25 protein-coding genes are annotated in these 19,454 nt (G+C 44.4%); 6 read left to right on the top strand and 19 right to left on the bottom strand.

The annotated features are described in order from the left end of the window. Nucleotide 1: 1 nt before the first annotated feature. Entirely contained in the window at nucleotides 2-418 is a 417-nt protein-coding gene (locus tag RE469_08845; GenBank protein WMT44299.1) for a ribbon-helix-helix domain-containing protein, read from the bottom strand. Between the two features lie 360 nt (nucleotides 419-778). On the opposite strand from RE469_08845, the gene RE469_08840 reads away from it, so the two are divergent. From RE469_08840 to RE469_08830, 3 genes are read left to right on the top strand one after another with little or no spacing between them, the layout of a single operon-like run. Then, the gene (locus RE469_08840; GenBank protein WMT44298.1) at nucleotides 779-1,405 is read left to right on the top strand and encodes a translation initiation factor IF-2 subunit beta; all 627 of its coding nucleotides are present in this window, start codon (nucleotides 779-781) and stop codon (nucleotides 1,403-1,405) included. A gap of 4 nt (nucleotides 1,406-1,409) precedes the next feature. Further along, nucleotides 1,410-1,775 carry a hypothetical protein gene (locus tag RE469_08835; GenBank protein WMT44297.1) on the top strand — a complete coding sequence of 122 codons (366 nt, stop codon included), beginning with the start codon at nucleotides 1,410-1,412 and terminating at the stop codon, nucleotides 1,773-1,775. A 51-nt stretch (nucleotides 1,776-1,826) separates the two neighbouring features. Beyond that, on the top strand, nucleotides 1,827-2,504 hold the full coding sequence (locus tag RE469_08830; protein WMT44296.1) for a DUF120 domain-containing protein: 678 nt from the start codon (nucleotides 1,827-1,829) through the stop codon (nucleotides 2,502-2,504). Here RE469_08830 and RE469_08825 read toward each other — a convergent pair. From RE469_08825 to RE469_08805, 5 genes are read right to left on the bottom strand one after another with little or no spacing between them, the layout of a single operon-like run. Beyond that, nucleotides 2,501-2,767, bottom strand: a complete 267-nt coding sequence (locus tag RE469_08825; GenBank protein WMT44295.1) for a hypothetical protein — start codon at nucleotides 2,765-2,767, stop codon at nucleotides 2,501-2,503. The two genes, RE469_08830 and RE469_08825, sit on opposite strands and share 4 nt — an antisense overlap. Before the next feature lie 9 nt (nucleotides 2,768-2,776). Beyond that, nucleotides 2,777-5,083, bottom strand: a complete 2,307-nt coding sequence (gene purL / locus RE469_08820; protein WMT44294.1) for a phosphoribosylformylglycinamidine synthase subunit PurL — start codon at nucleotides 5,081-5,083, stop codon at nucleotides 2,777-2,779. Beyond that, nucleotides 5,080-5,325 (bottom strand): phosphoribosylformylglycinamidine synthase subunit PurS, encoded by a 246-nt coding sequence (gene purS / locus RE469_08815; GenBank protein WMT44293.1) that lies wholly within the window; start codon nucleotides 5,323-5,325, stop codon nucleotides 5,080-5,082. Before purS ends, purL begins: the two co-directional genes overlap by 4 nt. 22 nt (nucleotides 5,326-5,347) lie before the next feature. Beyond that, complete coding sequence (locus RE469_08810) at nucleotides 5,348-6,097, bottom strand: geranylgeranylglyceryl/heptaprenylglyceryl phosphate synthase (GenBank protein ID WMT45655.1); 750 nt, start codon at nucleotides 6,095-6,097, stop codon at nucleotides 5,348-5,350. 2 nt (nucleotides 6,098-6,099) lie between these two features. After that, nucleotides 6,100-6,906, bottom strand: a complete 807-nt coding sequence (locus tag RE469_08805) for a UbiA family prenyltransferase (GenBank protein WMT44292.1) — start codon at nucleotides 6,904-6,906, stop codon at nucleotides 6,100-6,102. Nucleotides 6,907-6,975: 69 nt separating this feature from the next. On the opposite strand from RE469_08805, the gene RE469_08800 reads away from it, so the two are divergent. Next, nucleotides 6,976-7,185 (top strand): hypothetical protein, encoded by a 210-nt coding sequence (locus tag RE469_08800; GenBank protein WMT44291.1) that lies wholly within the window; start codon nucleotides 6,976-6,978, stop codon nucleotides 7,183-7,185. A 230-nt stretch (nucleotides 7,186-7,415) separates the two neighbouring features. Here RE469_08800 and RE469_08795 read toward each other — a convergent pair whose 3' ends face one another. From RE469_08795 to RE469_08770, 6 genes are all read right to left on the bottom strand, one after another. Next, the gene (locus RE469_08795; GenBank protein WMT44290.1) at nucleotides 7,416-8,693 is read right to left on the bottom strand and encodes a hypothetical protein; all 1,278 of its coding nucleotides are present in this window, start codon (nucleotides 8,691-8,693) and stop codon (nucleotides 7,416-7,418) included. A gap of 393 nt (nucleotides 8,694-9,086) precedes the next feature. Further along, on the bottom strand, nucleotides 9,087-10,148 hold the full coding sequence (locus RE469_08790; GenBank protein ID WMT44289.1) for a tRNA (guanine-N2)-dimethyltransferase: 1,062 nt from the start codon (nucleotides 10,146-10,148) through the stop codon (nucleotides 9,087-9,089). Continuing rightward, on the bottom strand, nucleotides 10,149-10,691 hold the full coding sequence (locus RE469_08785) for an NTPase (protein ID WMT44288.1): 543 nt from the start codon (nucleotides 10,689-10,691) through the stop codon (nucleotides 10,149-10,151). Nucleotides 10,692-10,699: 8 nt separating this feature from the next. Beyond that, nucleotides 10,700-11,062 carry a dihydroneopterin aldolase family protein gene (locus RE469_08780; protein WMT44287.1) on the bottom strand — a complete coding sequence of 121 codons (363 nt, stop codon included), beginning with the start codon at nucleotides 11,060-11,062 and terminating at the stop codon, nucleotides 10,700-10,702. A gap of 121 nt (nucleotides 11,063-11,183) precedes the next feature. Beyond that, on the bottom strand, nucleotides 11,184-11,957 hold the full coding sequence (locus tag RE469_08775; GenBank protein ID WMT44286.1) for an ABC transporter permease: 774 nt from the start codon (nucleotides 11,955-11,957) through the stop codon (nucleotides 11,184-11,186). Continuing rightward, nucleotides 11,957-12,910: an ABC transporter ATP-binding protein gene (locus tag RE469_08770; protein WMT44285.1), complete on the bottom strand. Its 954-nt coding sequence runs from the start codon at nucleotides 12,908-12,910 to the stop codon at nucleotides 11,957-11,959. Before RE469_08770 ends, RE469_08775 begins: the two co-directional genes overlap by 1 nt. 178 nt (nucleotides 12,911-13,088) lie before the next feature. Here RE469_08770 and RE469_08765 point away from each other — a divergent pair, with 178 nt between their 5' ends. Further along, complete coding sequence (locus tag RE469_08765; protein ID WMT44284.1) at nucleotides 13,089-13,334, top strand: hypothetical protein; 246 nt, start codon at nucleotides 13,089-13,091, stop codon at nucleotides 13,332-13,334. Here the strand turns inward: RE469_08765 and RE469_08760 are convergent, their stop codons facing one another. The 4 genes from RE469_08760 to RE469_08745 all read right to left on the bottom strand — a co-directional run bounded on the left by RE469_08760 (nucleotide 13,335) and on the right by RE469_08745 (nucleotide 17,504). Further along, nucleotides 13,335-15,413: a DUF87 domain-containing protein gene (locus RE469_08760; GenBank protein WMT44283.1), complete on the bottom strand. Its 2,079-nt coding sequence runs from the start codon at nucleotides 15,411-15,413 to the stop codon at nucleotides 13,335-13,337. Next, nucleotides 15,410-16,465, bottom strand: a complete 1,056-nt coding sequence (locus tag RE469_08755) for a hypothetical protein (protein WMT44282.1) — start codon at nucleotides 16,463-16,465, stop codon at nucleotides 15,410-15,412. The genes RE469_08760 and RE469_08755 overlap by 4 nt, the downstream gene beginning before the upstream one ends. A 1-nt stretch (nucleotide 16,466) precedes the next feature. Further along, a complete protein-coding gene (locus RE469_08750) occupies nucleotides 16,467-16,694 on the bottom strand; it encodes a hypothetical protein (protein ID WMT44281.1) in 228 nt (75 codons plus the stop codon). A gap of 294 nt (nucleotides 16,695-16,988) precedes the next feature. Further along, the gene (locus tag RE469_08745) at nucleotides 16,989-17,504 is read right to left on the bottom strand and encodes an acyl-CoA thioesterase (protein WMT44280.1); all 516 of its coding nucleotides are present in this window, start codon (nucleotides 17,502-17,504) and stop codon (nucleotides 16,989-16,991) included. 145 nt (nucleotides 17,505-17,649) lie between these two features. On the opposite strand from RE469_08745, the gene rpiA reads away from it, so the two are divergent. Beyond that, nucleotides 17,650-18,333 carry a ribose-5-phosphate isomerase RpiA gene (gene rpiA / locus RE469_08740; GenBank protein ID WMT44279.1) on the top strand — a complete coding sequence of 228 codons (684 nt, stop codon included), beginning with the start codon at nucleotides 17,650-17,652 and terminating at the stop codon, nucleotides 18,331-18,333. On the opposite strand, the gene RE469_08735 is transcribed toward rpiA, so the two are convergent. From RE469_08735 to RE469_08725, 3 genes are all read right to left on the bottom strand, one after another. Next, the gene (locus RE469_08735) at nucleotides 18,323-18,679 is read right to left on the bottom strand and encodes an ArsR family transcriptional regulator (protein ID WMT44278.1); all 357 of its coding nucleotides are present in this window, start codon (nucleotides 18,677-18,679) and stop codon (nucleotides 18,323-18,325) included. The two genes, rpiA and RE469_08735, sit on opposite strands and share 11 nt — an antisense overlap. A 143-nt stretch (nucleotides 18,680-18,822) precedes the next feature. After that, nucleotides 18,823-19,080, bottom strand: coding sequence for a UPF0147 family protein (locus RE469_08730; protein ID WMT44277.1), 258 nt, complete (start codon nucleotides 19,078-19,080; stop codon nucleotides 18,823-18,825). A 5-nt stretch (nucleotides 19,081-19,085) separates the two neighbouring features. Then, nucleotides 19,086-19,400: an Lrp/AsnC ligand binding domain-containing protein gene (locus RE469_08725; protein ID WMT44276.1), complete on the bottom strand. Its 315-nt coding sequence runs from the start codon at nucleotides 19,398-19,400 to the stop codon at nucleotides 19,086-19,088. Nucleotides 19,401-19,454: the final 54 nt, after the last annotated feature.

Below are 19,454 nucleotides of genomic sequence, written 5' to 3'. Positions count from 1 at the left end.
CCTATATTCTTTTCTTGGCAGCATTTATCCCCAATTTATCCTGAAGAGAATCGAATTTCTCCAGGTCTTCAACAACTGAACTGTAACTCTGAAGTTTCTCTGATAGTATTTCGTGCAGAGCGTTGTTCTTCATTGCTCGTTCCAGCAGCATTTCTATGACCTCTTCCTTTGTCTTGAAAAAGCCTTTCTGAACTGCGGATGTTATGATAGTGTCCATGTTCTTGCTGAGTTTGAGTCCAGGCTCTGATTGATCTATTATTCCAACGCGAGTTCTGGAAATGTAATCCAGAACTGAATGTCTAATGAATTCGGATCGACTCCCAAACCGCTGGTTACTGGCCAGGAATTCATCTATTTCCCGTAGGTCTTCGTCCGCAATGCGGATGGTCAGTTTGGTATCTTTGTTGTCAAGAGTCAATTCTGTTCTTAAGATTATAACGTTATATGTATTTAAATTTTTTTCTGTGTACATACATTTTTCGCGAGATGTAATGACAATAGTATTATTCTAATGCAGTTAAAACTGACTATTTTCAAGCATAAATCAAATTTCATTACAACTTTGCTTTATTTGATGATTTATGCTGGTCAATACCTTGTACATTTTTATTATTTATACTACATATTAAAGTTATGAAAACTGCAAAATTTCCCGCCTATTACCGTAAAAAGCATGATCGTCAAGGGAATATCCCAGATACAAATTTTCCGAATTTGCTTCCTTTCTCATGTTAATGCCATGATCTAAGGTTATTAACGCCCTAATAATGACCATACCATGGATAATCAGGATTATGAAAAATTGCTTAAGAAAGCCGAAAATGTGCTTTCAAAATCAAATATGAACCAGCAGAGGCTCCAGATTCCAGATCCAGATGTGATACAGGAGGGGAAGGCAACAATAATCAGGAACTTCATTGACATTGCTGACATGATGAACCGCGATCCCAAACACATCGCAAAATTCCTGATGACGGAATTCGGGATTGGCGTTACCATATCCGGCAAACGGCTAATTATAAACAGGAAGATATCAGGCGACCAGATCTCTTCCAAGATAAAGCAGTATATGGATTCCTACCTGTTCTGCTATGAATGTCACTCACCTGATACGGAAATACAGAAGATAGGAAGAACCTATGTTCTGGCGTGTAAGGCCTGCGGAGCCCAGCATCCCATAAGGGTTGTAAGTGATGCAAGGGATGATGAAACAACCATAGAGGAAGGAAAAGAATACACCGTGGAGATCACCAAGGTGGGAAGCTCGGGAGAAGGACGAGCATTTTACAGGGGTTTCAATATATTTGTTCCCGGGGTGAAGAAGGGCGAGACCGTAAAGGTGCTGATTAAAAGGATAAGAAACAACACGGCCATTGCTGAGGTACGTGACCGGGAGAAGCAATAAACACATGTCCTCTGGAGTCATATTTGTCGACACTAATAGCCTGATTTATGCCATCAGGAACCGTGTTGACATAAGGGCGCAACTTCTGGAGTTTCCGGAGATAAGAAAAATTCTCATACCAAAGTGTGTCTTGGATGAGCTGGTTGGTCTTTCAACCCGCCTTCCTGAAGCCTCCGGTGCCCTGAAAATGGCCTCAAAATTTCAGATTGTGGAATCCGAGGGGTCAGGCGATGACTGCATACTGAATATTGCCCTGGCATATGAGGCTGCCATTCTCACCAACGACAGGGAGCTCACGGAGAGGGCACGGTCCAATGGTATCAGGACATTTTCCATAAGGGGAAAAAGCAGGATAGATATCTCCAGTTAATGCCGGGATGGCAAAAAAGAATACCGCCCCCTGAATCAGGTGACAATCACAATGACATCGGAACTTCCTTATTACAGGTACTGGGCCATAAAGTCCATCAAGACCATTGGCGGATCGAAACAACAGGTCTCCCTTTCGTCCGGAGATCTTGGAAAGTTTATGGGAATAAGCCAGCAAACCGCATCACGGCTCATCCTTGATCTCCTTAAAGAAGGCCTGATAACCAGGCAGATGAATGGAAGACGACAGGAGATTTCCATCACAGCCAGAGGAATGGATCTACTTATGAGAGAATACACGGACCTGGGAATAATACTGGAAAAGCCGACGAAGATGAAACTTGCCGGAACTGTACAGAGTGGCCTTGGTGAAGGAAGATATTACATTTCAAGGAAGTATTACGTAATCCAGTTCCAGGAAAAACTTGGATACATACCATTTCTTGGCACCCTGAATGTTAAAATCGATCCGTCCCATGAAATTTCACTGAGGAAACTGAGAACCATGGACGGAATCCATATTGACGGGTTCACCACTGAAGATAGAACCTACGGGCCAGTAAAATGCTTCCGTGGACAGCTGAACGGGACTGTATGTGCGGTAATCTTCCCGGAAAGATCTGTCTACAGCGACGTCATGGAAATAATATCGCCAGAGTACCTCAGGGAAAAACTTCATCTTGAGGATGGCCAGAAGATAATAGTGGACATTGAAGGCCCATTTAACTAGAAATCTACGTCTATCCTCCCTTCCAGAATTTCCTGAACGACCTTCATGTGCCTTTTTTCAACCTCTTCACTGTTAAGTCCGCATTCATAAAGTTCCTGGTAGATCTCGTAATTTTCATCTTCCGGCTTATCATCCAGCCGTCCCTTGAACACCCTTGAGAAACCGCAGGTCCTGTCGGCGTCAAACCCTAGCCTGTAGTTTGTTTCAACTGTAACATCCTGATCCTTTAGATATTCCCTCTTAACGTAAATGTCTTCCACCATTTTTCACACCTAAATGTAATTGTCAAGCCCGTGTACCCAGGCTTCCCTGAACTCTTCAACGGTTCCATCCAGAACCGGCATCTGCAGATCCTTTATGGTGATGCTGTTTTCAATGGTGCTGCCTATACGGGTGATCTGTATGCCGTCAAGCATTTCCATGAACTTTTCGTCATTTTCCTGTGAAACCTCAACCAGGATGCGCTCCCCTCCCTCTGAGAACAGCTTCTCTATGGTTCGTGCCGGAGAAATTTCTGAAAGGTCCACACTGAATCCTATGCCTGAACCGAATGACATTTCCAGCAGAGCCTGAATTAGCCCGCCTGACGAAATATCATGGGCTGCAAGAATAAGATCCATGCCTGCTGCCCTGATGAATGGCCCTGAGATGGATGCCAGTTCTTCCATGTCAAACCACGGTACAGATGATGACTTGATTCCCAGAAACTTCAGGAGTCGGCTTCCGCCAAGTGACGATGATTCCTTACCTATAATGTATATTGAGCTACCAGCTTTCTTGAAATCTGTGCTTACTGCATGCGCAACATCAGGAGTGATTCCAACCATCATAATGTTGGGAACAGGCTTGATGTCTGTTCCAGAATACTGGTTGTAAAGGCTCACATTTCCTGCAACAACAGGAAGTGCCAGTTTCCTGCAGAATTCAGATATTGCAGATGATATCTGCACAAGCTGCCCCATTATGATGGGATCTTCAGGATTACCAAGATTTATGCAATCCACCACCGAGTTGGGCATGCTTCCTGTGGCCAGTATATTCAGGTATGCCTCAGTCATTGTGGCCAGGGTCCCAGCAAGAGGATCAATTGCCACCATGTCATATCTGGAACCTGCAGTGATGGCAAGGCCGCGGTTGGATTGTTCCACCGGCTTAATGATGGCGGCATCCGAGTGGGTCTCGTGGTTCGGCTCCCCGGACAGTGGCCTTATAACAGTGCTTCCACGCACTGTGTGATCATACTGCCTTGTTATGTTGAAACGTGCGCAGTTTTCCGGGTTCGCAAGGAATTTCATCAGCAATTCCTTGAGGTTGAAATTCTCGGCAGGAAGTACATAGTCTATAATTTTCTTGTCTGGCATCTCATAGTTCCTGCAGTATACGGGCCCCGATGTCAGGAAATCCAGATCGAGGTCCAGCACAGTTAATCCATTATGGCGAATGATGAGATTATTTCCCTCCACAATTCTTCCTATAACAGAAAATTCTATGTCCCACTTTTCGAAAATCATTGAAAGCTCAGGCAGGTTTGAAGGATCAATTGCCATGAGCATCCTTTCCTGGCTCTCGCTGATCCATATTTCCCACGGCTGCATTGCAGGTTCCTTCAGTAGAACGTTTTCAAGGTCGATCTCAGCGGCAACGCCACCTGAGAGACACATTTCTCCAACAGAGCTGGAGAGACCCCCGCCGCCTAAATCTTTCATGCCGTCCACTATATGCGCGTCACTTGCCTCGAGGACCGCGTGTATCAGGGGTTCCTTCACAATTGGGTTTCCCAGCTGGACCACAGATTTATTCTTCCCGCTTTTCTCCTGGAGATTTGCCGAGGCGAAGTTTACTCCATGAATCCCATCACGGCCCGTCCTTCCACCAGCCAGGACAAAAATGTCACCGGGCTTTGATACAAAGCTCCTTATTATACCATCTTTGCGAACAATGCCAATGCAGCCTGCGTTGACCAGTGGAGAATGATTAAATGAACGGTCGAAGTCCACAGATCCGGCAACGTTTGGTAAGCCAACCCTGTTTCCGTAATCCCTGATGCCGCCAACAACACTGTTCAGGATGAACCTTGGATGCAGTGTCTTTTCCTTCCATTCTTCTGCCCAGACTTCGCCAAAATATATTGAGTCAACAAGTGCAATGGGCTGCGCCCCCATGCAGAGGACATCCCTGATTATGCCGCCAACTCCCGTTGCCGCACCACCATATGGCTCAATGGCGCTTGGGTGGTTATGGCTCTCCATTTTCAGGACATATGCATAATCATCATCGAATGCGACAACTCCTGCATCATCCTCCATTGCAAGAATGGCATCATGTTTTTCCAGTCCGCCAAAATATTTGCGGAGATAGAATTTTGACGATTTGTAGCAGCAGTGTTCGCTCCAGGCCTGTGCCATTGCCTGCATCTCCACATCTGTGGGGTCCCTGCCAATTCCTTCAAAGTAGTTCTGGAGCATTATCATTTCCTCCTGAGACAGCCCCAGAGACATGGACTGACTCAGTTTCTCTAAGTACTGAGGAGCCTTGCCGAGAATCCGCACCTTATTCTGTGTTTCAGCAGCTTCCGTCATTTTTTCAGTATCCTTATTGAATATTTCTGAATCACCGGGTTAGTGAGTATCTTTTCCGCAACATCTTCAGCTATTTTCTTTGCCTCAGATTCACTGCCTTGAACGTTCAGCTGGTATGATTTTGATGTCTGCACCGATTTCACACCTCCATATCCCAGAATATTGAGATTCTTGAGAATTGTGAGCGCTTCTGGATCCTCAACACCCGGAAGGTATTCCACCTTTATGACCACAACAGGCATGGCTCCTTAGTGTTATTGGAAATTAAAATCTATTCATATTGCTGGAATGTACAGCCTTGATTATTGGCATCAGTCTCTGGTATATGTCCGTACATCCTTCCACAATTGTGCCTGTCACAATTATGTCTGCTCCGGATTCTGCAATCTCCCTGGCGGTTTCTGAATCCCTTATGCCTCCTCCAACTATTATTGGTACTGAGGTTTCGTGCTTTACTGCAGAGATTACGGCCGAAGATACCGTGGAAGGGGATCCGCTGCCCGATTCAAGATATATAAGCTTCATGCCCATCATTTCAGCCGCAAGTGAATATGATACAGCAGGAACCGGATCGTTGCCGTCAAGAAGGTCCGCCTCACCAACTTTCCCAACCGTCATGCCTGGATAGAAGACCAGGTAGCCCATGGGAATTGTTTCAATCCCCATTTTTTTCAGGTGAGGCGCAGCCCTCACCTGGTGTCTGAAAAGAAATTCCGGTGACCGGGAATTAAGCAGGCTCATGAAATATATGGCATCGGCATGGGGACTGATCATCGCGGACGATCCGGGAAATATTACAATCTTCCTTCCGCATTTTTTCTTTATCTCACGGATGGTCTGGTCCATCCTGTTCCTGTCAATTTCAGTTGAACCACCGATCATTATGTAGTCCGTACCAGCCCTTTCGGCTTCTTGGGCAATATCAGCAGACTGTTCCGGAGCCTGCTTTGCAGGGTCAATGAGAGTCATGTGGATCTTCTGCTTTTTCAACCTTTCAAGGATTTCTGAGTACACGTTCAAGATATACCGCCCACTGCGAATGAAGCCAGACCAATGATCATGGCCAGTTTTGATACCTGCTGGCTCTTTTCCGGATCCCTTGGAATCATTGCCACAGAAGCAAGGAACAGGGCATCGGAGAAGGCAACAGATATGAGGTAATATATGCCAAATATTTTAAGGTAATACGGAAAATAGGATATTATCACTGCTAGAATTACCGAAGTGGAGGCGAAATATGCGGCGAACTTTACGCCACGCTTTTTGGGAAGCGTCATCCTGTCCACGTCTCCCTTTATGTCCTGAATATCCTTTATAACCTCCCGGGAAAGATTTGCCAGGGTTGCCATGAGGAACAGAATGAGCATTCTGTCTATTGAATTGACAGCTATACCGCCGAATATGAAGATGAGGCCAACAAGCACACTTATCATCACGTTTCCAGACAGGCCCAGCTTCTTTGTCTTCAACTCATATCCAAGCAGGAAAGCTTCGGCTATTACAACCACGGCACCTGCAAGTGGGGTAATCAGAATAACTGATATTACTATTGCAGCAGCAAACATTACTGCAACTCCTGTCTTTGCGGATTTAATGCTTATCTGTCCTGTAACCAGTGGTCTGTGAGGATGATTGATCCTGTCAGTGTCAACATCAACCACATCATTTATGATATTGCCACCTGAAGTGACAAGAAAGACCGCCAGTGCTGCAATTATGATAAAACGTAAGAAATCCACAAAGCTGAAACCTGCGCCTATGAACCCTGATATGAATGTGGCCACGACACCCATGATGCCATTAACAGGGCGGATAATTTTCAACCAAGGATTCATTCCTGTCGGGAAATGATCGTGTGCTTTTATTAGTATCGCAATCAGGATTCTTTTGAATTGAACTTCATTGACCAGGTCGAATTAAGCCAGTCAGGGAAACTGCTGGAGAAATATGGAGATACCGGCATATCCGTAGTTTCAGCGCCCCCATGTGTTTCTTACAAACTCTCCTCTTTGGAGATCAGAGCCTTCCTGCTCAAGAATTATAACTCAATTTCATTGGCTGCATGGAAGATATTTTCCCTTGAATCCGGCAGAGGATGCTGAAAATACCTTCATTTTTGAAATTATAAAAAAACAGCAAAATAACCTTTCGCAATTTCGCTCAGGCGGAGAATCAGGCTGTTAAATGATCGATACAGGATCCAGCTGTCAACAATGGAATGATTCAATATCTGGCCATGGGTGTACAAAAACTTCCTGAAATGAGAGTTGAAGTTGGATAGGACAACGAAGGTAGTACAGCCGGCCTGTCCCGTAATAATTATGACTGAATTTCAGACAGAATTGTTGATTACATTGCTGTTATTAATGTATACAGGAAAAGTAATTCCAATGCTTGTTTCTTTTCCGTTTATGTGGTATGGTCCTATAACACTCACAGGTTCAAGTCTGATATGGATGTTCATTGTATAATTACCGTCCGGAATGTTGCAGGATATTTCGTTTACTGGCTCTACCTCAATACCGTATTCACTTCCAGTATCAAAAGTTCCGGACGGATTTGTTACCACGCCTCCGTTGAAGTACACCAGTCCAGAATCCCATTTATTCTCGCGGAAAGGAAGCAAATATTCCCCAATAGAAACTGTGACGTTGCTGATAATGAGAGTCTGTTGAGACCACGGAAATGAGGTGTTCTGTGCAATCTTAATTATCGTTACGCTGTAGTCCCACACATAAATTGTGGATGAATTTATGCCGCCGTATCGTGGGAGCGGCCCAATCATGGTGGCAAAGTATTTAGCAGAAACAGCGGGTGAATAAGCCCAAAATGAAAGATTATCAGTATAATTCCCCGAAAGATTTGAACCATGCACGGTTTCTACTGGAAGGATCGGAAATACCTTTGGTACTGACCGACCCTGAGCAATGGTGAAAAGAGCGAAGATCATGATAAGAACAAGTATCAAGGATACCACTCTGTGTGCGTTAACTGAACTTGCAAATCCGCGCATTCTTTTGTGGAAATAGTTCAGGGTTAATCTTGATAATGAATCACCTTTCGACCTGATCCTTCTTGCCTTAATCATGGTAGGTTCTGCAAAAATCATTGAAAATCCCAAAAAAATCAGAAGTACCGAATAAATTAAAACGTGCTGTGCAGTGTTGTAGTTATTTGGCCCACCAACCAGTTCATCAGACGTATATGGTGGGTGGCTGAAGATATATGTTGTGTAACTTGAAGGGTTTTCTGCGGATATTGCAACGACATAATACGAGCCGGAGAGATCCTGGTAGAGATATGTATCTGTTCCACCTGCATATTTTATGGGAGGGATAGCTAGATGGCCTGCATCGTTTCTGTTCAGTTCAGAAATCTTTGAGGCAGGTATGAGATAGAACTCCGCATCGTGTAAAGATGATGACCATTGAATTTCCCCCGTACTTCTTATCCATATGTTGATTTCTGGAGATATGTAGATGCCGGTGCTGTCCTGGCTGAAGTTGCCAGATATAATCTGTTGGCTGTATACATCAGAGGCAGAGAATGCCGCTAAGAAGAATGAGAACAGAATTATCACTATACCAAGGTACTGAATCCACCTGTGCATTCCAATAGCTTCAATTTGTGTATTATAATAAACTTTTTGTTGGATATAATTTACAATAAATAAAATAATGCCCTACCATAATAAAGGCATAGTGAAGTCATGATTAGTCTCAGCAGCCCGTCATGCCGAAAGAAGGCCTTAATGCATCTTCTTCCATTTGATAGAATTGCACAGGTCAGGACTTCCGCCTGCCTACGGACATAGTATCCTGTGACCTGAGATTTAAAGAGATTTACAGCAGTTCATCCTCATTGCAAGTTAACTGGCTTCCCTGCCCATAGGACTGCAGAAGCCATGCTCTTATCATTTGAAACCATGTTTGAATTGCCACTTATGCTCAGTAATATGTGAAGCTGTAATCACCTGACAGCGTGAATTTATTTCCATATTGGATTATGTCTTCCGCAATGCCGAGACAAATGCTTCAGTAAACTGCTGCCATGTACCGGAGAACTTTATTCCAGTTGTAGAAAAGTGTGTTCTGTACGCGCTGAAGCCAGTTTTACCAAGTTCTTCTATAAGATCATTCACCCTGGGAAGACTCATGCCCATTGACCTTGCCGCATCAGTTATCTCAAAGAACATCAGCGATGCGTTCTCGTCAATAATTTTGGACGCGAAGTTAACGGACGTTTCCAAAACAGATCCGGGCCGAAGTGCGAGCGACTCTGTAATGATGGAGAAATCCTCCAGATCGCCTTTCCATACGGGCCCCTGTTCAATGTCCTCATAGTAATTTGAATACATTTTATTGAAATTCACTGTTGAAACCAGATCAAGGGATCTGTCTGCCTTCATTGATCCGTTCCTGACTCTGACGATAATTCTGTAAAAATGACCGTGCCAGAAGGAGATGATGGGAGTTATGTAGCGGTCCATGGACGCAGCACGCTTGACCACATCCGCAAGCATCAACCTGATACCGGCTTCGTGACGGTGAGCATCGTTGGCAATGAATGCGCCGTACTTTCTCCTTGTTTTGGATGGCACTGAACCTGTCAAGACAGACAGATCTGTTGCAGTTATGCCAAGATACCCCCCGTTCTTTACAGATGACAGAGCCACATCCAGATAGGGCACTGCTGAACCGTAGGGATCAATATCAATGAAATCATACAGTCCCTTTGATACCACTGATTGAAAGGGCTCCTTATGGACGGACGCTGTGACATTGTTCATTGCGAGATTCTCTTCTATTTTCCGTACGGAAATTGTATTTATCTCGGAAATAGATGATTCGATTCCGAGTTCAACTGCTACCCGAATTGCCCTCACGCCGGTTGCCCCAAAGCCATCAAGATAGTTTTTCGGCCTGAGCTTTGAAAGCACAAGGATGGTCAGATCCCTGTTAATTACCTGTTCATTGTTGTAAAAGCCGGCTGATCTTGTTCCCGGACCTTTTCTGCTGTGAGTCTCAGGAACAGATATCCTTGCAAACCCTTCCTTTATGATCAATTATGGTCCTTCTTCCCCTCTTATGACCCTGAGAACCTTGAATGGAAGCGTGCTCTTGTTGATGGGCGTTATATCGAAAACGCGGATCCCCTCAAGTGCCCTGATCTCCTGCAAAACAGGGTTTCTGGATTTTTTGTGAAGCGTGACAATGAGAGGTTTTTCTGACTTCAGGGTTGTCTCTATTTCTTCCTGAATGTTTCTTGTGGTATTTTCAAGTTTACCTATCTCATCGATAACAATAACATCAGCGCTTTCCCTGGCCTTTTGAAGACTGGGGACAAGAATCTCCTCAAGAAGGCGTGTATCCACACCCAGCTTGTCTATCTTGATCCGGGAGATTATGCCAGCCTGGGCAAACGTAATCTTCTTCTTGGTACTGATGTCAAAGAGCGAATAGCCCAGAAGCTTGCCGTGTTCTGTTATCTCCGATACAAGAACTCCCTGAACAACTGTCCCATCCTTTTCAAGCATGTCTATTATCTTGTGAAGGGCTTCTGCTTTTATTGATCCCACGGGCCCTGTAATGCCGATTTTAACTGCCATTTATAACATCATCCTTCCACATACATCAGCGGGTAATCTATCTCCGGAACGTACCTGAGCCTTGCTGTAATATTTTCGTCATTGTATTTGATTACTATGGTAACATTCAGCATTTCCCCGGCCAGAGTGATATACTTGTAAACTCCCTGCTTCTTTGATATTATCTCCTTGTCGATCTTGACATGCGCTTCCTCAACAAATGGCTGAACCATGGCGCTCTCTTCGATTGCCTTCTCCAGCGATTCCACGTTGCTGAGGTTCAGGGGTGCCCCCACATACTGGTGGTAGATTGTACCCAATTTAATACCCGCCTCGAATATGGCTCTCTCCCTGTCAGTACAATTGAAAAATTTAGAAGCCGGATCGCGCATCGCTTGTACCATATTGCAAGGATACTCATAAACATTTTTCGATGTATATGCAGACTGCCACAGAGAACTTTAAGTGAACAGGCTGTTCTGCTTCAATTGTGATCCAGGGAAAAGTACCGTTTTAGACCCCACTTCTCACAGTTCTGTAAAGTAGCCTGGCAATTGCAAACAACACTATGGTCAGAACTAACATGGCGATGGCATACATGTAAGTGGTTGTGTCAGGTACGCCAATGAGTGCAGTTCGTGTCACATCAACAATGTATGTCAGGGGATTGCTAAGAGATATTGCCCTGATCACTGCGTCGCTGGTTGTCGGGATTGGGTAAAATGCCGAACTGGCGAAATCCAGCACGAAGAACAGGGCGATGGTGATTGTGTTGTATGTTTGCATGGTTTTGGCAAGCGTTGATATAATGAGAAACAGCGATGAGAAGAGCATAGTTCCAAGTATGATGGAGAAAAGGGTAAGTGAGACTGAGATCCAAGACAGGATAAAGCCGCCTGATATTGAAACTGAAAGGCCCAGCATTATAAGGCTCCCGGCGACGGCGAAGATGATTGCCACCATTATTATTCCAAGGAGGTAATCCGTTCTCTTGAAGGGACCCACAAGAAGCTGCTCGAACATCCCCCATCTCCTGTCACTCCATAGCATCCCGCCGCCAATATTTCCTGCCGTCAGGGTCTGCATAGCAACTATCCCTGGGCCAAGGAAATGTGTGTATGATACCCTTGAGGAATTGAGTTCCACACCAGGAATTATGTTCTGGAGCATTGTTCCCATTACCAGTAGATAAAGTGCTGGAAGGCCTAGCATGAATATCATGGTTCCCAGATCCATGTTCACCCTGATATTCCGATAGGTCAGTCTCAGGAATGCAGGCGCATGCATCAGGAATTCACCACCTCTATGAAAACATCATCCAGGGTTGCATCTCTCAGGTTGATGCTGTCAATATTTATTCCCTGAGTTTTCAATGAAGAAAGTATCTGGTCCAGGTTTCGCGAAATGGACTTGCCCAGAATTGTTATGGTTTTGCCCTGCCCCTTAACTTCGCTGGCAAGATCAGAAGAAACCAGTTGCTCCCGGAGACGATCCATCCCATCTGGCGATTCGTTCTCCCTTGTTATGATCTCCAGGGTCCTGAGCCCTCCGTATTTTTCCTTTAATTCTGACGACGTCCCTTCCACCCTGATTTTCCCCTCCGACATAATTGCTATTCTGTCACAGATGTAGTCCGCCTCTTCCAGAAAATGCGTCGTGAAAAGGACTGTTAGTCCGTTTTTTACCCTGTCCTTGATGCTGTCGAGTATCCGCCTTCTCATTATAGGGTCCATGCCAACAGTGGGCTCATCCAGAAACAGGATATCCATGTCGTGAACCAGTTCCCTTGCTACCTGCAGTTTCTTCTTCTGTCCGCCAGAAAGCTCAAAAGCACGGACCTTGCGGAATTCTGTCAGCTCAAATAGATCCAAAAGCTCTTCGATTCTTGCACTCACAACCTCACGTGGAACCTCCCAGAGCATCCCGTATATCCTGAGGTTGTTCTCCACTGTGGCAAAGTCGAAGGATTCAGACTGCTGCACCACTCCAATACGCTTCCGTATCTGGATGGACTGTCTGAATGGTTCCATACCAAGCACCTCTATTGTTCCGGATGTTGGTTTTATGAGTGTGGTGAGCATCTTAATGGTGGTGCTCTTTCCAGCTCCATTCTTGCCTAGGAGACCGTAAATTTCGCCTTTTGCAACATCGAATGATATGCCATCCACAGCATTATGTCTGCCGTCGTATGATTTCACAATGTTCCTTGCCTGAATAGCATATTCCTGGGAATGGAGCATCACCCCATATTCGTGATCAAGATTAAAATTCTTCTGGGGAAAATTCACATCCGGGCAAGTTCAGTATGGTTTGTACGGTTTGAATCAACAAAATTCATTGCTGGCAGCTTTCAGCATTGTCAGGGGGACTTCAGCGATACAATGAAATAATACCTTTTGATAATCGTCCATATAGATTATGGCAAAGAACGAGATTTCAATGGTGCCCTTATCAGGGTGGAAAAGGCACTTCTGGGGTAAATTTGTCGGATTTGGCCTCCTATTTATAGGGGCGGGATTTTATGTTGCCTGGTCCATCGTCTTCAATACATGGGCCGATGTTGGTCTTACCTCTTTCGTTATACCAATGGTTATTTTTGGCGTTCTGGAACTTGTTCTCGTTCAGGACAAAATAAAGGAAGAGGATTCGACCTCTACACTGTAATCAGGTGGGATAATTCTCTCCGGAATCTGGAAGAATACGTAATTTTCTGGCATAGTTGCCATCGGAATAAATACATTCTGAGTAGGAGTACCCTTTTCCACCAGCCAGTGTTTCAGGAGGCTCAATGTCGAAATCATCAAGCTTGAGCGCCTCCACATAGCTTTCCGTCAGGCTTCTGGTCCTGAAGAGGAAGATATTGGCACTGTTATAGATTATGGAACGACTTTCATTCGCCATGAAATCCGTCACGTTCTGAGATATGCTGATTATGGCAGTTCCGGAGTGCCTTGAATGCCTCACAAGAGAATCCAGAATCTGAGTGTTGGCCCTGCTTTTGAGAAAGAGATGGCATTCATCCAATATGACTATCTTGTTTCCAGATAGAACGTCCGTTGTGTTCATTACTGCACTTAATATCCCATGCAGTCTGCTATCCCACGATTCGTCTTTGACTGTGCCCGGTCGCACAACAGATATGCGGGAAGATTCACTGGAATTGTGATTATTTTCCCATGTCTTGGTAATACTTTCACGCAGGCTACTGACATCTTCCATATCATTGACCTCGATGACTGAACAGTTAGATTTGAAAAATGAGCAGCTGTATTCTTCAAGTGGATCAAAGATGATTATTGACAGATCACTCCTTTGCTCCATGTATCGTGAGATTATATACTTGGCAAAGAATGACTTTCCTGATCCTGTTTCTCCCAGTATAATCGAATTGTGCGATGGTCCCCTGAAAAAATCCAGATAAACAGGTTGTTCGTTAAGATCATCATAACCCAGCCTTATGCCATGTCTTTGTGCATTACCCGCTGATAGAAACGGAAGAATGGATGAGACTGATCTTGTGTTCATCAGGTAATTAACGTGAGGTTCTATGCCAATTGGTATGGAGTTACCTGAAATCCTCCACCCAGCACTTATTGATACAAATTCAAGTCCGATTTTTTTTATGGCATTTTCCACCCTTGAGATGTTTTCCTTAAGAATTGCAGGATGATCCGCAAATATTCTCAGGGTCGCAGTTGCTATTGTGGGACGAATGCCACTGCTCTGCAGAAGTTCAAGCATATGCTTTCCGTCCTGCACCTGAAGCTTCAGCCTGTTGCCGGAATTTGTGTAACTTGAACCGGCATTTCTCATTTCTGCGGACCTCTCAGCTATGATGCGCTTCAAATATTCCGAGGAATGAGCTACTTCCACATTTTTAGATGATACAGTGATGGCAAAATCTATTCCCATTGATCTGAGTACCTCAATATATGAAGACCCTAATTCATAGTTGGAATCCTTCAGTGAAAGATATGCAAAATATCTTGAAGACTTATTGAAATGCCTGTACCTGCGGATCAGTGAAATCATCTCCATTGAACCTACAGCAACGGAATCAGAACTCCCGGTATTTCCTGACTGCCTGTAACCGTCCTCAGCCAGTATTTCCTGTAGCTGGACAATACCGGCACCTCTAAGGGTAAAACCCATGGAATCCAGACCACTTCTGATTTTTTCCGTAAGTAATACTATTTCTTCATCCAATCCGTTTTTAAATGAACGCTGGTCCTGCACAATAGCGAAGTTCCGGATTCTTTGCTGGCCATATCCGGGGTATTCCCCATGATCGGCCATGGAAATTGTCAGGAAACTAAGTTTCATCTCTGCATCATTAATGATTTTCTCCAGTGAATTATAGATTCTGTACTGCTCGCTGTTCCGCATCTCCAGGATGTCTATTCCCTCTATTTCGGTAATGGTGAAAAACGAACTGCCCATAGCGAATGTGGTAATTTCTCCGTGGTCTGTAATCCTTATGCTGGATCGATTTTCTACAGTCTTCCTTCCCATGGTATATCCCGCCCATCCAATGAAAACTTCCAGAATAGTGTGATTGCGGAATTTGAAGATTATAAGGATAACCGGGAACATTACAAACAGTGACGCATAGTTTCCTGTCAGCCTGTACAGTAGAAATGAGATCACTGCAAGCATAAAGACCGACAGCAGCCTCCAGATTTCTATGCCCAGCAATGTTGGCTGATAGTTCAGGATATTTGTCGGGATTCGCTGCCTTATCATCCCTGATACCCTTTGCGATATTTCAGTTCCTCATTCTTTACATCCTCAAGGAAGGGTTTCTTATCCATTTTCCCCGCCTTAATTCCTGACACAAGCCTGTAGTCGGCCGCAGGTGCCAGCGCAATTGATGACATCGCCCTTACTGGATTACCTGTGCTGGCTGTATCCATGAATGATGTGGCAACACCGGCAGTTCTTGATGCTATTCCACCTAGGGTCATGCCCCCAATGAAACTCATCACTGGAGCCGTGGAAAGATTTCTTCCTGAAAACATGAGGTATCCAGGAAGAATAGACGGGAGGAACAGGAATGCAAGATTCAGCACCACATCCGCAGAAAATATTCTTGCAAGCATCAGAGAAAGCATAACAGCAAATGGAAAGAACATGAATTCCAGGACAAGCTCCCAGGCCATTTTGGCATATTTAACTCCAATGTCAAGGCAGGCCAGAATTGTTAGCACAGGCATTATGAGTATGAAGAGGATCATCAGGGCCTGACGGAAAACAAGGATTGCCAGGAGGGATGTGACTGCAATGAAGTATGCTGAAAGAAGAAGGAACCTGGCAATTACTGATACAGTTGAGGATTGGCTACCCGCACCAGCTACGGCGCCTGAGCTGAAAACACTGTAAAAGCTGTACCAGTCCACATTGCCCCTGTCAAAGAGTACTTCAAATGGCACCTGAAGCCCTGATAGAAGCAGTGACATTATTGCCATGGAACCTGCTGCCACCGTTATGGAAAGAAATATCCTGATGAGCTGGTTTCTGTATACCGTACCAGGACCGTTTCCCGATCCGGCTATAAGAAATATGGCTGATAACCCTAGCACAAGGCTGATCATTGCCGGAAAGATGTTTCCGTAAAGGTATGAATACAGGTCCATATACGACCTGTTTCCCATTGCAAAGCCCAGATACGCCATGTTGCCCTGAAGACCGTATTTTATGGCAAAATTCCAGATCAGATTCAGAAGAGGCGTGTAGATCTGGGTGAGGGCCTTCACCGCGTAAAGAATGATCTGGGTTAGCTCCTGATATCCAATCATCTCATGAACCGGTCACAATGTAGTTTACAACAGCATAGAGAACTCCGCTGATGGCCACAACATAGATGAAGGTCCCAATCAGTGCATTCTTGAGCCGTGCCCTGGCTTCAAAGCGACGGTTCTCGTCTGAGCCGAAGAAACTTATGGCTATTGGAATCCAGAGAACGGCTATTATGACAGCGGATATGGATATTACCACTTCGTAAAGCCTGTTGACAATGGTGGTCAACTGTGCACTTGTGGCAATTTGTGCTATTAATATACTAAGTGTATTAAATACCATTCATTAATTAAATGACAAGGTTGTATAAAAAATAATTTGATTTTGCCCACTGAATCCTTCGGATTCTTTTTGATGTTTGAATTTAGATAATATGGCATTTATTTATGCATAATGTATTGAAGTGCACAAGGTTATGGATGCTTTTAAAATGAAGCAACGGACAGTGGACAATCTAAACTGTTTCAATGGACGGACGGTGTCCACAGAACGCTGCCCTCGATCATTACCCGCAATGACTGATCACTGGGAGAAATCCGTGAGTTTTTTCTTGGCCTCAACCAGATTCTGATGCCTGGCCACACTTCTGGCTTCTCCCTGCTTGAACCTCTGGATTTCATCTTCGGTCTCAAGTATGAGTCCTGGCACCTCAGTGGGCCTGCTGTCCTGATTTATGGCAACGTATGTCAGGAAACAGGTGGTTGTGAAACTTTTCTCTCCGGTTAGGCCTTCTTCTGAATACACATCGACTTCTATCTCCATTGTGGACCTTGTTACATAATTTATCCTTCCGGTAAGGTGCACTATATCCCCCATGTGTATTGGAGAGAGGAAAAAGAGACTGTCAATGCTACCCGTAACAGTTCTCCGGCGAGAGTGCTTTGCCGCAACAATGGCTGCGACATTGTCTATCCATTCAACAAGCCTTCCACCATAGAGGTCACTGAAAATGTTTGTGTCCGGAGGAAGCACGAGCCTCTGCAATTCTGTGAATGAATCTTTCCAGGATTTTTTTTCCATCACCATCTTGAATCCCATGAATATTGCACCATGGATGTAAAGTTTGTGAGGGTTCTGAGAGCATTGGCTAATACGTTCAAGGAAATTCTTCATTATTATCTTTTTAGCGAAAAATGTCGGATTTTTCATGAAATTCTTAAATCCTTCCATGGATTTTCCAACAGTGACTCCCGAAGAAATGAAAAAAGCGGCAGCAATTGAAGCCCTGAAACTTGTCAGAGACGGAATGGTACTGGGGATAGGAACAGGTTCTACTGTGAATTATTTCATAGACGCACTGAAGGATCTTGTTGCCCAGGGCGTCAGGATCAGGGGTGTTGCAACATCAATAGAAAGTTCGGAGAGGGCCAGGGCAGCAGGCGTGAATGTTGAAGAAGATTACGCAGGAAACGTTGATCTTGATGTGGATGGCGCAGATGAGATGGATGGTTCAGGCAATCTTGTCAAGGGCGGCGGAGGGGCACTTCTCAGAGAGAAGATAGTGGCCTACAACAGCAGGAATGTCTGTATAATAGCAGATGAGAGTAAACTAAAAGAGAATGGCATTGGAACATTCAGGGTCCCTGTAGAGGTCCTTCCTTATCTGAACCAGATGACGCGAAACCAGGTTGAAAAGATCGGTGGAATTTGCATCTTCAGGGAGAATGGGAAGTACCGTACAGATAACGGAAACATGGTGATGGATTGCGATTTTGGAATAATAAAGAATCCACCGGAAATGGAAAGAAAGATCAAGATGATACCTGGTGTTATGGAAGTTGGACTGTTTTCAAACCTTGCCACCATGGCCATTGTGGCTGGCCAGGATGGCATCAGGACCTTGAATTTTAAGAATTTTAATCCCTGAAGGTTTTCAGCTGCTCAATGTTTTCATTTATTTCGCTAATTTTGTTTGCAAGCTCACCAATAATTTCATCAAGTATTTCATTGAATTCTTTAGATAGCCTGTAACCGTGGACCGGCCTGCCTTTCCCTTCTTTCTTCATGTTCCTTTTGTTAATCCAGCCCTTTCTTCTGAGCCACTGCATGGCTATGGATACTTCCGGCTGGCGCAATCCAGTTTCTCTCTCAATTTCAACGCTCGTGACCTCGCCCTTGTCGCGTATGTAGACAAGTGTATAGGCCACACTTCGAGGTATGTCCGATATTATCAGATACCTTGCCAGTTTGTCATTTACTTCAGATAGTACCATTAGATCGATTTGAAATATTATAATGCTATATATATCTGACTATATTTTATAATTAGCAATATATGAACCTTTTGTTTGATAAAAATTAAATAGTCGAATAAAATACACTTGAAGCTTACGAAAATCGGAATTTTGACAGAAAATCAGGATTTAGCCAGAGCCTCAAGCCTGCTGATGACTGTATAAAGCGCAGCTCTCCCGTGTGAGGGAACATTTGGATCATTAGCCATGTCATCCAGCAAGGACACGGCTGTTGCACATCTGATATCAAGACTCTCCTTGTCATTCTGCAGTCGAGTTTTGGAATCCTGGGCTGTTTTCCTTACATTTTTCGGAACTGTTGTGTCCTGTGCCAGTTCATCCAACAAATACAGCACCTCTTCAAACAATTTGCTATCCATATGCCTCATTCTCCTATTTTTTGTCCCATTTCCTTCTTTATTGTGAGAACCATCATCGTCCTGGTCCTCTTAATTCCATCTATCCTTCCGAGGTCGTTAACAAGGAACCCCTGGAACTCTTCATAGTCCGGAAATCTTACTTTCAACAAAATATCATAATCACCAGTAACCACAAAGACATCCTCGACGTTCTTGAATTTCACAATGCTGCCTGCAATGCTTTCAACCTTGTTAACGTCGGCCTCTATGCCCACAATAGCAGTTACTATTCTTGCACCATAATATTTGCCCATTGTCGCCGTGAGTTCCTCTACTTCCATAATGACCTCCTGAAAATATCGTTTCTAAACTTCGGCTGTATCCATTGAAAGTAT

It is taken from the genome of Cuniculiplasma divulgatum, assembly GCA_031200235.1.
Classification (GTDB): domain Archaea; phylum Thermoplasmatota; class Thermoplasmata; order Thermoplasmatales; family Thermoplasmataceae; genus UBA509.
This window is presented reverse-complemented; position numbering and strand designations above follow the sequence as displayed.